The sequence below is a fragment of the Nocardiopsis sp. FR4 genome, assembly GCF_009830945.1.
In the GTDB taxonomy this organism is placed as follows: Bacteria; Actinomycetota; Actinomycetes; order Streptosporangiales; family Streptosporangiaceae; genus Nocardiopsis.
On sequence record NZ_ML776454.1, the window covers coordinates 456,027 to 467,957 of the forward strand.

An 11,931-nucleotide genomic window follows, 5' to 3' on the forward strand; every position below is an offset into this window, starting at 1 on the left:
GCCCGGACGCGCCGGGCCGTCGCACGGGGTCAGACCTCGACCAGGACCGGGATGATCATGGGGCGGCGCCGGTAGGTCTCGTTGACCCAGCGGCCGGTGCTGCGGCGGATGAGCTGGCGCAGCTGGTGCGGGTCGTTGACCCCGTCCTGGGCCGCCTTGTCCAGCACGGCCTGGATCCGGTCGATGACGTCGTCGTAGGCGTCGGCGCCGATGCCCGCACCCCGGGTGTGCAGCTCGGGCTCGCCCAGGATCTTGCCCGTGTTCGAGTCCACCGCCACGACGACGGAGACGAACCCCTCCTCGCCCAGGACGCGGCGGTCCTTGAGCGCGGCGTCGGTGATGTCACCGACCGAGGAGCCGTCCACGTACACGTACCCGGCCTGCACGGCGCCGGTGATCTTGGCGCGCTGCTTGTACAGGTCCACGACCACACCGTCCTCGGCGATGACGATCCGGTCGTCGGGCACACCGGTGAGCCTGGCCAGGTCGGCGTGGGCGCGCATGTGCCGCCACTCGCCGTGCACGGGCATGAAGTTGCGCGGGTGCACCATGTTGAGCACGTACAGCAGCTCGCCGGCGGGGGCGTGGCCCGAGACGTGCACCAGGGCGTTGCCCTTGTGCACGACCTTGGCCCCCCAGCGGGTCAGGCCGTTGATCACCCGGTTGACCGAGTTCTCGTTGCCGGGGATCAGCGACGAGGCGAGCAGGACGGTGTCGCCCTCCTCGATCCGGATCTGGTGGTCGCGGTTGGCCATGCGGCTGAGCGCCGACATGGGCTCGCCCTGCGAACCGGTGCAGATCAGCACCGCCTCGTCGGCGGGCATGTCGTCCAACTGCCGGGCGTCGATGACGGTGTCGCCGGGGATGGCCAGGTAGCCCAGGTCGCGCGCGATGTTCATGTTGCGGACCATGGATCTGCCCACGAAGGCGATCTTGCGGCCGTGCTTGGTGGCGGCGTCGATGACCTGCTGGACGCGGTGCACGTGCGAGGCGAAACAGGCCACCACGATGCGCTTGTCGGCCTGCCGGAAGACCTTGTCGATGGCCTCGGACAGGTTGCGCTCGTTGATGATGAAGCCGGGCTGCTCGGCGTTGGTGGAGTCCGACAGCAGCAGGTCCACGCCCTCGTCGCCGAAACGGGCGAAGCCCGCCAGGTCGGTCAGGCGCCCGTCCAGCGGCAGCTGGTCCATCTTGAAGTCGCCGGTGTGCAGCACCGACCCGGCGGGGGTGCGGATGCCGATGGCCAGCGCGTCGGGGATGGAGTGGTTGACCGCGAAGAACTCCAGGTCGAAGGGGCCGAACTCGTGGCGCTCCCCCTCCTCCACCAGCATGGTCTCGGGCTTGATGCGGTGCTCGCCCAGCTTCGCGGTGATCAGCGCCAGGGTGAGCTTGGAGCCGACGATCGGGATGTCGGGCCGCTCCCGCAGCAGGAACGGCACGCCGCCGATGTGGTCCTCGTGCCCGTGGGTGAGCACGATCGCCTCGATGTCGTCGAGCCGGCCCCGGATGTACTCGAAGTCCGGCAGGATCAGGTCGACGCCGGGCTGCTCCTCCTCGGGGAAGAGCACGCCGCAGTCCACGATGAGCAGGCGTCCGCCGTACTCGAAGACCGTCATGTTGCGGCCGATCTCGCCGAGGCCGCCCAGCGGCACGACGCGCAGGGCGCCCTCGCCCAGGGGCGGCGGGGAGCTCAGTTCGGGGTGCGGGTGGCTCATACGGATCCCTCCGTGAGGCGCTCGACGCGCACGGCGCTGGCGGGGACGGCCTGGTGCGGGGCCAGTCCGATCGGTCCCTTGACGCCCGCGGCGGCCAGGTCCTCGCGCAGCAGGGCCTGCAGCTCGGAGGAGGCGTCGGCCAGCGGCGTGCGGACCGGACCGGAGGGCAGGCCGAACAGGTTGAGCACGGCCTTGGTCGTGATGACGCCCTGGGTGCGGAACATGCCGGTGTAGACGGGGGTGAGGCGGCGGTGGATGGCCAGGGCCTGGCCGACCTCGCCCTTCTCGAAGGCGTCGATCATGTCGCACAGGTCGGCGCCCACGATGTGGCCGACGACGCTGACGAACCCGGCGGCGCCCACCGACAGCAGCGGCAGGTTGAGGATGTCGGTGCCGCAGTAGAAGGCCAGGTCGGTGCGCTCCATGACCCAGGAGCTGGCGCCCAGGTTGTCCTTGGCGTCCTTGTTGGCGACGATGCGCGGGTGCTCGGCCAGCCGGACCAGGGTCTCGGAGGCGATCGGCGTCCCGGTGCGGTGCGGGATGTCGTAGAGCATGACCGGCAGGTCGGTGGCGTCGGCGATCGACGTGAAGTGCCGGATGAGCCCTTCCTGGGGCGGCTTGTTGTAGTAGGGGGTGACCGTGAGCAGGCCGTGTGCGCCCGCCTTCTCGGCCGCCTTGGCCAGCCGGATGCTGTGGCGGGTGTCGTTGGTGCCGACCCCGGCCACGATCGTGGCGCGGTCGCCGACGGCCTCCAGGACGGCCCTGAGCAGGCGGTCCTTCTCGTCGTCACTCGTCGTGGGCGACTCGCCGGTGGTCCCGCTGATGATGAGGCCGTCGTTGTGCTGTTCGTCGACGAGGTAGGTGGCCAGCCTGGCCGCGCCCTCGTAGTCCAGCTCCCCGTCCTCGAGCATCGGGGTGACCATGGCGGTCAACATCTTGCCGAACGGGCGGTTCTTGGTGTTCATCATGGTGTCGCAAAGGCGTTCGGACCGCCGCCGTCGGGCGGTGGGGTCCGCGGGTGCCCGTCCTCCTCTCGGTGTGCGTCAACAGCTGTGGGTGTCCCGTGCATGTGCACGGATGGGCGGCGCTGCGTGTCCGCCTCCGCGACCGGCGGATACGCGTCGGTCGCGGGAAAGATCTGTGTGCCGGGGACCCACCGTCCTCGCTGGTCGAGGGTGGTGGCCCCGCGAGATGTGAACCTACCCGTCCCGGGCCCGTGCCATCCGGCCGGGCCCGGGGGCTCATCGCAGGTCAGGTGCTAGTCGTCCCTGCCGTCGGGCAGGAACATGCTCAGCAGCCAGCTGACGATGGTGACCACGATCGCGCCCCAGAAGGCGGGCCAGAACCCATCGATCTGGAAGGGGATGTCGAACAGCCCGGCGATCCAGTTCGTGAGCAGGAGCAGGAGCGCGTTCACCACCAGGCCGATCAGGCCCAGCGTCAGAGCGTAGAACAGGCAGCCGACCGTTTTGACGATCGGTTTGATGACCGCGTTGACCACACCGAAGATCGCGCCGACGACGAGGTAGACCAGGATCTGGCCGACCGTGTCCTGCGCCGTGACGTCGATCCCGTCGATCAGGAGGACAGCCGCCCAAAGGGCGAGCGCGTTCACGATAACTCTGATAATGAGGCTCACACCGTAGATGTTCCCATGCCAGCGCAAGGTCCGGAAACTCCGGTGCAGTTGACCTCGCCGTCAGGCGTGTCGTCCGTCCCCGAAGGAGAACCCCGCCGTGTCGAGTGCCCAGTTCGTCCGTCCCGCACGCGCCGCCGACGTCGACGCCGTCGTCGACATCCAGGTGGCCTCCTGGCGGGCGGTGTACGGGGCCCTGCTGCCCGAGGACGTGTCCGGGGCCCTGGGGGGTGAGGAGGCGCGCGGGGGGTTCCGCGCCCAGTGGACCGCGGCCCTGGAGTCGCCGCCCACCTCCCGGCACCGGCTGGTGGTCGCCACCGACGAGGTGGAGGGGGTGCGGACGGTGGTCGGGTTCGCGGCCTTCGGCCCGGCCGGGGACCCGGACCTGTGGCCCGCCACGGACGCGGAGGTGTTCGCGCTGCACGTTGACCCCTCCCGGGCGCGGCAGGGGCACGGCAGCCGCCTGGTGAACGCGTGCGTGGACCACCTCGTGGAGGCCGGCTTCGGCACCGCGCACGTGTGGGTCCCCGAGGAGGCCAACGCGCTGCGGGACTTCTTCGAGTCCTGCGGGTGGCGCCCGGACGGGGCCCGCCGAGAGATCGACATGGGGCGGCTGCTGCCGATGGTGCGCCTGCACGCGTCGATCTCCGCCTGACCCGCCCCGGCCGGGTTGGGGGCCGCCGCGAGCAGGGACTACCGTTGGATGGTTGTTGCGGTGCGCGCCGGGTGGGACGCACCGTCGTCGAGTGGGGAGGGACCGGCAGCGTGGCCACGGTCAGTCAATGGGTCTCGGGGCTGCGTCCCCGTACGCTTCCGAACTCCGTCGTCCCGGTGGCGGTGGGAACGGCGCTGGCGGTGGCCCTGGACGGTTTCGTCTGGTGGAAGGCGCTGCTGGCGCTGGTGGTGTCCATGGCACTGCAGGTCGGCGTGAACTTCGCCAACGACTACAGCGACGGGGTCAAGGGCACCGACACCGAGGCGCGCACGGGCCCGGCCCGGCTGACCGCGACCGGCCTGGCCGCGCCGGGACAGGTGCTGGCGGCGGCGCTGGTCAGCTTCGCCCTGGCGGGGGCGGTCGGCCTGGTCCTGGTGGCCACCTCCTCGTGGTGGCTGCTCCTGGTGGGCGCCGTGGCGATCGCGGCGGCCTGGTACTACACCGGCGGCCGCACGCCCTACGGGTACCGGGGGCTGGGCGAGGTCTCGGTGTTCGTGTTCTTCGGCGTGGTGGCCGTGGTGGGGACGGTGTTCGTCCAGCTGGGCTCGGCGCCGTGGCCGGCCTGGGTGGCGTCGGTGCCGGTGGGGCTGCTCTCCTGCTCGGTGCTGGTGATCAACAACCTGCGCGACATCCCGACCGACCGCGAGACCGGGAAGATCACCCTGGCCGTGCGCCTGGGCGAGGCGAACACCCGCCGCCTGTACGCGGGGGCGATCGCGGTCGCCTACGCGGCGGCCCTGGCGCTGACCCCGGTGTTCTGGTGGACGCCGCTGGTGCTGCTCTCGGCCCCGCTCGCGGCGCCGCCGCTGCGCCGGGTGCTGGGCGGCCAGGCGGGCCGCGACCTCGTTCTGGGGCTCGGCGAGACCGGGCGGCTGCAGATGGCCTTCGGCGTGCTGTTCTCGGTCGCGCTCGCGCTGGGGTAGCCGGCACGCGGAGGGCCGCGCCCGGAAGGCGCGGCCCGTCCGGGTCAGTCCAGGCCGAGCAGGGTGTCCAGTCCGACCGTCAGCGGCTGGGGCAGGTCGGCCACCCCGCGCACGCCCAGCAGCACGCCCGGCATGAACGAGGTGCGGTTCATCGAGTCGTGCCGGATCTTCAGGGTCTCCCCGTCGGTGCCGAACACGACCTCCTGGTGGGCGATGAGCCCGGCGATGCGCAGCGCGTGCACCCGCACGCCGTCCACGTCGGCGCCGCGCGCCCCCGGGATCTCCGAGGTGGTGGCGTCGGGCATGGACGCGGTCCCGGCCTCGCGGCGGGCCCCGGCGACCAGCTCGGCGGTCCGGTAGGCGGTGCCGCTGGGGGCGTCGGCCTTGTTGGGGTGGTGCAGCTCGATGATCTCGGTGGACTCGAAGTAGGGCGCGGCCTTGCGCGCGAAGTGCATCATCAGCACCGCGGCGATGCCGAAGTTCGGGGCGATCAGCACCTTGGCGCCGGGCTTGGCCGCCTGCATCGCGCGTACGCGCTCCAGCCTGGCCTCGTCGAAGCCGCTGGTGCCCACGACGGCGTGGATGCCGTGGCCGATGAGCCACTCCAGGTTGTCCATGACCGCGTCCGGGTGGGTGAAGTCGACGACGTAGTCGGCCCCCAGTACCGCGTCCCGGTCGTCGGCGCTGTCCACGCCCGCGACGAGTTCCATGTCCTCAGCGCCCTGGACAGCCCTGACGACCTCTGACCCCATGCGCCCATCGGCGCCGAAAACTCCTACCTTGAACACGGGACGAGCGTACCGGAGCCGGAGCGGCGGGGTCAGCGCGCGGCGGCCAGGGTGAGCGCGAAGTCCCCGTCCGGGTCGGTCCACCAGTGGGTGAGGTCGAACCCCGCGGCGTCGAGTTCGGCGGTGAGCCCGTCCCGGCGGAACTTGGCCGAGACCTCGGTGCGCATCTCCTCGCCCGCCGCGAAGCCGACCTCCAGGTCCAGGCCGGCGACCCGGACGCGCTGGTCGGCCCGGGAGCGCAGCCGCATCTCGATCCACTCCTCCTCGGCGTTCCAGCGAGCCAGGTGGTCGAAGGCGTCGGGGTCGAAGTCGGCGCCGAGCCGGCGGTTGATCACCGAGAGGACGTTGCGGTTGAAGGCGGCGGTCACCCCCCGGGCGTCGTCGTAGGCGGCGACCAGCCGGGCGGGGTCCTTGACCAGGTCGGCGCCGAGCAGCAGCGAGTCGCCGCGGCGCAGCACGCCGCGGATGTCGCGGAGGAAGGCGTCGCGCGGGCCGGGTTCCTGGTTGCCGATGGTGGAGCCGAGCACGGCCAGCAGCTGGCGTCCTCCGTTCTCGCTGATCGGCAGCAGGCCGAGGTGCTCCTCGAAGTCGCCGACGACGGCGTGCACGTCCAGGCCGGGGTGGTCGTCGGCGACGCGGCGTGCGGAGTCGGCGAGGAAGTCGCCGCTGACGTCGACGGGCACGAAGCGGGTGAGGCGGCCGTGGCGCCCCATCGCGTCCAGCAGGAGCCGGGTCTTGATCCCCGAGCCCGAGCCGAGCTCGATGAGCGCCTCGGCGTCGGCCGCCCCGGCGATGTCGTCGGCCCGCAGTTCCAGGATGGAGCGCTCGGCGCGGGTGGGGTAGTACTCGGGCAGCGCGGTGATGTCCTCGAACAGGGCGCTGCCGCGTTCGTCGTAGAACCACTTGGGCGGAAGCTGTTTGGGGCTCGCGGTCAGCCCCTCGGCCACGTCCGAGCGCAGTGCCTTGTCGAGGTCGTCAGCGGTCAGGTTTCGGTCGATCCGGAACACGGTGCCTCCTGTGGTACCCGGGGCGTTCAGTCGATGGGGTGGACCTCGGTGCGCTCGCGTGTGGCCACGGCCACCGAGCCCTCGGGGACCGAACGCCAGCCGGGTGCGTCGTCGAAGGGTTCCGAGGCCAGGAAGACCCCTCCGTCCGGCTGGCGCAGGGTGAACAGGGTGTCCCCCGCGGCGGTGCCGACGAGGGACTCCCCGTCGCTGGCCAGCAGGTTGTAGCGGCCCTCGGAGTGCTCGCGGGCCTGGCGCACCACGCTGGCCAGGGTTCCGGCCAGGTCGCCCGAGGCCCGCCAGAGCCGCACGGTGTGGGCGAACAGCGGTGCGGAGTCCAGGGCCGCGCGGGCGTCCAGCGCGCCCCGGGGCGGGGGCGAGGCGAGGGCCGCGGCGAGCGCCTCGTCGTCCTTGACCGCGCCGTTGTGGCTGAACAGCAGCCGGTCGGCGCGGAAGGGCTGGGCGCCGGACTCCTCCGAGCCGAAGCCGAGGGTGGCGTCGCGCACCGCGGCCACCACGCACCCGGAGGTGATGGCGCGCGCGGCGTCGGCGAAGGAGGCGTCGCCCCACATGGGCATGGCCCGGCGGTAGCGCAGCGGCTCAGCCCCCTCTCCGGGCGGGTACCAGCCGACGCCGAAGCCGTCGGCGTTGACCGTGCCGTACCGCTGCATGCGCGGCGCCCAGGACTGGACGTGCAGCCCGTGGGGCGCCGCGTACAGCAGCTCGTGCACCGTGCGCGGCGGCCCCAGGTAGGCGAGGTGGCGGCACATCAGTCGGTGTCCGCGTCGCGCGCGCAGCGGAACCCGCTGAAGATCTGCCGCCGGATCGGGTGGTCCCAGTTGCGGAACGTGGAGCGGATCGCGGTGGGGTGGGTGGCCCAGGACCCTCCGCGCAGCACCTTGTACCCGTCGTCGAAGAAGACCTCCGAGTACTCGCGGTAGGGGAAGGCCCGGAAGCCCGGGTAGCCGGTGAAGGTGGTGGAGGTCCACTCCCAGACGTCGCCGATCAGCTGCTGCACCCCCAGCGGCGAGGCGCCCTCGGGGTGGCGTCCGGCGGGGGACGGCCCGAGCCTGCGCTGGCCCAAATTGGCGCGGGAGGAGCCGGGTTCGGCGTCCCCCCAGGGGTAGCGGTGGGAGCGGCCGGTACGCGGGTCGAAGCGGGCGGCCTTCTCCCACTCGGGCTCGCTCGGCAGCCGTTTGCCCGCCCAGGCGGCGTAGGCCCGCGCCTCGTGGTAGCTGACGTGCTGCACGGGCTCGTCGGCGGGCACCACCTCCCGGCGGCCGAACCGGCGCCGGGACCACCCGTCGCCCTCGCGGGTCCAGAAGGCCGGGGAGGTCGCGCCGCGGCGCTGGCGCCACTCCCATCCCTCGGGGGTCCACCAGCGGGGGTTCTCGTAGCCGCCGTCGGCCATGAACCCCTGGTAGGCGGCGTTGGTGACGAGCCTGGTGTCGATCCAGTAGGGGCCCAGGTCGACGGTGCGGGCGGGCCGCTCGTTGTCGTAGGCCCAGGGGTCGTCGTCGGTGCCCATGGTGAACTCGCCCTCGGGCACGAGGACCTCGTCCCGCTCGGGCGGGCTGAGCCGGGCGATCCCGGTGTCCTCCTCCAGCAGGACGGGCTCGCCCCTGCGCAGCTGGTGGGTGGCGAGCATGGTCTCGTCGTGCTGGTGCTCGTGCTGGATGACCATGTGGTAGACGAACCCGGCCTCCAGCAGGGAGCGTTCGCCGTCGGGGGCGGTGCGCGGGCCGGGCACGCCCAGGTCGGCCTCGTCCAGGGCGTCGAGCACGCCCCGGCGCACGCGCTCGTTGTACTCGCGCGCCTCCTCCGGGCGCAGCAGGGGCAGGCTGACGCGCTCGGCGCGCGGGTTCTCGAAGGCGTCGTAGAGGACGTCGATGTCGGGGCGCAGCGCCTCGCGGCCGCCCGCGGCGCGCAGCAGCCACTGCTCCTCGTAGTTGCCGACGTGCGCCAGGTCCCACACCAGCGGCGACATCAGCGGCGAGTGCTGGGCGAGCAGTTCCCCGTCGTCGAGCGCGTCCAGCGTCAGACCGATGCTGCGCCGCCTGCTCCGGTCGAGTTCGGCGGCGATGCGCTCCTTCACGCGTTCCTGTTCGTGGTTCACCGTGCTCCTCCCGCGGGTGCGGAGTCAGGGGTCGCGGTTCCCGTCCCGGAGTGCCGCCCGGGGGCCGTACGGGGCCCGGGCACGTGCGGCGGTGTGTCGGCGGGGCTGAGCCCGCGCCGGGTGTAGCGGTCCGCGTAGTCGTTGACCAGGGCCGCGAGGGCCGCGGCGCCCATCCGCGGCAGGGCGGCCACGGCGGCGTCGAAGCAGTCGCGGGCGCAGCGGGCGACCTCCGGGTCGGCCAGGCCGCTCCGCGCCGAGCGCATCCACAGGAGGCGGTCGGGGAAGCGGCCCCGGCACATCCTCTCGGTGGACTCCTCGGCCACCGCCCGGGCGCCGGGGTCGTCGGCCAGCGCGGCGGCGAGCGCCATCGGGACCGGCCACCAGCGCGGCGGGACCGCGTCTGTCATGCGCAGCTCCCACCAGCCGCGCGGGCGCACGGGCGGGAAGAGCGTGCTGAGGTGGAACTCCAGGTCGGTGCGGGTCACCGGACGCGGCCCCCGGCCCTCGATCCACTGGGCGAAGGTGATGCCGGGGTCCACGGTCCAGGCCCCGCCGGGGACCGCCATGACCCGGGCGGCCAGCGCGTACTCGGCCCACGCGGTGGCCGGATCACCGGGGCTGCCGGCGTCCAGGACGGGCCGGGTGCGGGTGGCGTCGGTGGCCGCCCAGACGGCCCACCGGGTGGACTTCCACCCCGTGGGACGCCCCCTCCAGACGGCGGAGTTGGCGAAGGCGGCGACCAGCACCGGGCCGATCCGGTGGCTGAGCTCCCAGCGCCCGCGCGCGTCGTCGGCGTCCGCCCCGGTGTCCAGGCACACCTGGAGCGAGGCGGTGCTGCACATCATGGTGTGGCCGCTGGGCTGCCGTTGGCGGGCGAAGAAGCGCTCCATGGCCGCGTACCGGGGCAGCCGGAGCTGTCTTCGGGGCGGGCGGACGGTGTCGAGCGCGGTCTCGGCCAAGTGGAGCCCGGCCTCGGCGAGTGCCTTGGCGACGTGGTCCAGGTCGGCGGCGAGCGCCTGGTGGGCCTGTGCCGGTCCCGGGAGCGCGGGCGAGCTCAGTTCGAGCTGCCCGCCGGGTTCGAAGGTGACGCTGCTTCCCGCGGGCGGTGGGCCTGCGGCCTCCACCGCCGCCGCGAGGCGGTCGAGCGGAACGGGTGCGGTCGGGTCGGCGTGGTCGGTGACGAGCCATTCGGTCTCGGTCCCGACCTTGCCGGGCGGGCCGGTCTTGAAGCAGACGCCGTTGATGTACTCGTGGACGTCCGCCGTGGTCATCTGCGTCATGGAGCTGCTCCCTCACGAGCGGCCACCCCACTGTCGGGTGACGCCTCCTGGGTTTTGCCCAGGGCGCCCTTCTCCCGAACGTCTGGATTGCGCCGAACCTCCGTGCACATCGGTAGGTTCCCGACTCAACCGGAGCGGGGCGGCCGCCGGAGAGCTGACGGTGCAGGACCAGCGGTGGGTGAGGGCTCCCACGCACCTCTGATGTGATGACCATCACATCTTAACGCTCCGTTTGACCGAACTCCCGGGCGCGCCGGGCGACGGCCTCCTTCTCCTCCGCGTCGAGGCCGAGGCCGAACACCTCCTCCAGCACGCGGCCCAGTTCCTCCGCCGGGAGCTCGCGCTCCTCGCGGGTGCCGTCGGGAGCCGCGGTGACCAGGGTGGTGTTCACGAGCCGGTGCTGGACGCCCGGGCCGATGCGCTGGACCATGACCCGGCCGCGGAACGGCGAGCGCGGGTGGCTGGTCAGGAAGTGGCTGAATATCGCGTAGTCCTGGCGCAGCGCCGCCGCGGTGGTGAAGGAGTACAGGGGGTGCCAGCCGCGGCCGTCGAAGGAGCGCAGCAGCCACTCGTCCTCGCCGACCTCGGCCACGCGGTCCAGGCGCAGCCCCCACCCGCCCTGGACCTCCTGGTGGCCGTCGGCGAGGGGCACGGGTTCCAGCAGTCCCCCGCCGCCGAAGCCGACGTCGGCCAGCCACGGGCCCTGTGCCAGGTCCACCCGCAGCAGGGAGTGGGTCGACGGGCGGGGGCCGCCGTCCGTACCGGCCAGCACGCGCGCCGTGAGGCCGGTGACGGCGAAGCCGAGGCGATCGAGCACGGCGGCCAGCAGAAGGTTGTGTTCGTAGCAGTAACCGCCCCTGCGCTGGTGGACCATCTTGTCCACCAGCGCGGGCACGTCCAGCGGCAGCGGACGCTCCAGGACGATCTGGAGGTTCTCGAAGGGGATGGCGACCAGGTGCGCGCGGTGCACCTCGCGCAGGGTGGCCAGGGTGGGCGGCAGGTCGCCGGGCAGGCCCACCCGGGCCAGGTAGGCGTCCAGGTCCAGTTCCGCGCCGTGCCAGAAGTCGCGTTCGGTGGTGAGGCGCTCCGGCGGGGGCGCGGGCGCCAGGCCGTGGGGGGTGTCGGTTCCGAGGGCTGCGCTGGTGTGTGACATGCCCGTCGAAACCAGCGCACGGGGGCGACGATTCCTGAAATATCACCACGTCCCGCTGTCCGGAATCGGTCAGGGCGCACCAGCATGGGACACCCGTTCCTGGAGACGTCCGTGGTCAGGCCCCGAGTGTCCGCACCCGCCCCTAGGCTCGGCGGCATGACGATTCAGCGGATGGACCACGTCGGCGTCGTCGTCGACGACCTTGAGGCCGCCATTGCGTTCTTCACCGAACTCGGGATGGAGGTGGAGGGAAGGGCGTCGGTCGAGGGGCGCTGGGTGGACGGTGTCGTCGGACTCGACGGCGTCCGGGGCGACATCGCCATGATGCGGACCCCCGACGGCCACGGCCGGATCGAGCTGACGAGGTTCCACTCGCCGGAGGCGGTCGCGGCCGAGCCCGGGAACGCGCCTGCGAACACCCTGGGCCTGCGCCGCATCATGTTCGCCGTCGACGACATCGAGGACGTCCTCGTCCGCCTGCGCGCCCACGGCGCCGAACTCGTGGGCGAACTGGCGCGGTACGAGGACGCCTACCGGCTCTGTTACGTCCGCGGCCCCGAGGGCGTCATCATCGCCCTGGCCGAGCGGATCGGCTGAGGCC

The 11,931-nt window shown here is 72.6% G+C and carries 12 protein-coding genes; 3 read left to right on the top strand and 9 right to left on the bottom strand.

Features of this window, described 5'->3' with window-relative positions:
- Positions 1-29: 29 nt before the first annotated feature.
- The 3 genes from FYW95_RS01935 to FYW95_RS01945 all read right to left on the bottom strand — a co-directional run bounded on the left by FYW95_RS01935 (position 30) and on the right by FYW95_RS01945 (position 3,354).
- Positions 30-1,715, bottom strand: coding sequence for a ribonuclease J (locus FYW95_RS01935; RefSeq protein WP_159939804.1), 1,686 nt, complete (start codon positions 1,713-1,715; stop codon positions 30-32).
- A complete protein-coding gene (gene dapA, locus FYW95_RS01940) occupies positions 1,712-2,683 on the bottom strand; it encodes a 4-hydroxy-tetrahydrodipicolinate synthase (protein WP_160049904.1) in 972 nt (323 codons plus the stop codon). The genes FYW95_RS01935 and dapA overlap by 4 nt, the downstream gene beginning before the upstream one ends.
- A gap of 290 nt (positions 2,684-2,973) precedes the next feature.
- Positions 2,974-3,354, bottom strand: coding sequence for a phage holin family protein (locus FYW95_RS01945; RefSeq protein ID WP_159939800.1), 381 nt, complete (start codon positions 3,352-3,354; stop codon positions 2,974-2,976).
- A 97-nt stretch (positions 3,355-3,451) separates the two neighbouring features.
- Between FYW95_RS01945 and FYW95_RS01950 the strand changes: the two genes are divergently transcribed.
- On the top strand, positions 3,452-4,006 hold the full coding sequence (locus FYW95_RS01950) for a GNAT family N-acetyltransferase (protein WP_159939798.1): 555 nt from the start codon (positions 3,452-3,454) through the stop codon (positions 4,004-4,006).
- 110 nt (positions 4,007-4,116) lie between these two features.
- Positions 4,117-4,989: a 1,4-dihydroxy-2-naphthoate polyprenyltransferase gene (locus FYW95_RS01955; RefSeq protein WP_159940056.1), complete on the top strand. Its 873-nt coding sequence runs from the start codon at positions 4,117-4,119 to the stop codon at positions 4,987-4,989.
- Positions 4,990-5,033: 44 nt separating this feature from the next.
- Here FYW95_RS01955 and dapB read toward each other — a convergent pair whose 3' ends face one another.
- The 6 genes from dapB to FYW95_RS01985 all read right to left on the bottom strand — a co-directional run bounded on the left by dapB (position 5,034) and on the right by FYW95_RS01985 (position 11,330).
- Entirely contained in the window at positions 5,034-5,777 is a 744-nt protein-coding gene (dapB, locus tag FYW95_RS01960; RefSeq protein ID WP_159939796.1) for a 4-hydroxy-tetrahydrodipicolinate reductase, read from the bottom strand.
- A 32-nt stretch (positions 5,778-5,809) separates the two neighbouring features.
- Positions 5,810-6,784: an L-histidine N(alpha)-methyltransferase gene (egtD, locus tag FYW95_RS01965; protein ID WP_159939794.1), complete on the bottom strand. Its 975-nt coding sequence runs from the start codon at positions 6,782-6,784 to the stop codon at positions 5,810-5,812.
- Between the two features lie 26 nt (positions 6,785-6,810).
- On the bottom strand, positions 6,811-7,551 hold the full coding sequence (gene egtC / locus FYW95_RS01970) for an ergothioneine biosynthesis protein EgtC (protein WP_159939792.1): 741 nt from the start codon (positions 7,549-7,551) through the stop codon (positions 6,811-6,813).
- The gene (gene egtB / locus FYW95_RS01975; RefSeq protein ID WP_159939790.1) at positions 7,551-8,897 is read right to left on the bottom strand and encodes an ergothioneine biosynthesis protein EgtB; all 1,347 of its coding nucleotides are present in this window, start codon (positions 8,895-8,897) and stop codon (positions 7,551-7,553) included. Before egtB ends, egtC begins: the two co-directional genes overlap by 1 nt.
- On the bottom strand, positions 8,894-10,177 hold the full coding sequence (gene egtA, locus FYW95_RS01980) for an ergothioneine biosynthesis glutamate--cysteine ligase EgtA (RefSeq protein ID WP_159939788.1): 1,284 nt from the start codon (positions 10,175-10,177) through the stop codon (positions 8,894-8,896). Before egtA ends, egtB begins: the two co-directional genes overlap by 4 nt.
- Before the next feature lie 220 nt (positions 10,178-10,397).
- Entirely contained in the window at positions 10,398-11,330 is a 933-nt protein-coding gene (locus FYW95_RS01985) for an arylamine N-acetyltransferase family protein (protein ID WP_159939786.1), read from the bottom strand.
- Positions 11,331-11,501: 171 nt separating this feature from the next.
- On the opposite strand from FYW95_RS01985, the gene FYW95_RS01990 reads away from it, so the two are divergent.
- Positions 11,502-11,927, top strand: coding sequence for a VOC family protein (locus FYW95_RS01990; RefSeq protein WP_159940054.1), 426 nt, complete (start codon positions 11,502-11,504; stop codon positions 11,925-11,927).
- Positions 11,928-11,931 lie beyond the last annotated feature (4 nt).

What these genes read in the sequence shown, in the direction of transcription:
- FYW95_RS01935 (WP_159939804.1), bottom strand. Translation starts at nt 1,715, where the DNA reads ATGAGCCACCCGCACCCCGAACTGAGCTCCCCGCCGCCCCTGGGCGAG.
- dapA (WP_160049904.1), bottom strand. Translation starts at nt 2,683, where the DNA reads ATGATGAACACCAAGAACCGCCCGTTCGGCAAGATGTTGACCGCCATG.
- egtC (WP_159939792.1), bottom strand. Translation starts at nt 7,551, where the DNA reads ATGTGCCGCCACCTCGCCTACCTGGGGCCGCCGCGCACGGTGCACGAG.
- egtA (WP_159939788.1), bottom strand. Translation starts at nt 10,177, where the DNA reads ATGACGCAGATGACCACGGCGGACGTCCACGAGTACATCAACGGCGTC.
- FYW95_RS01985 (WP_159939786.1), bottom strand. Translation starts at nt 11,330, where the DNA reads ATGTCACACACCAGCGCAGCCCTCGGAACCGACACCCCCCACGGCCTG.
- FYW95_RS01990 (WP_159940054.1), top strand. Translation starts at nt 11,502, where the DNA reads ATGGACCACGTCGGCGTCGTCGTCGACGACCTTGAGGCCGCCATTGCG.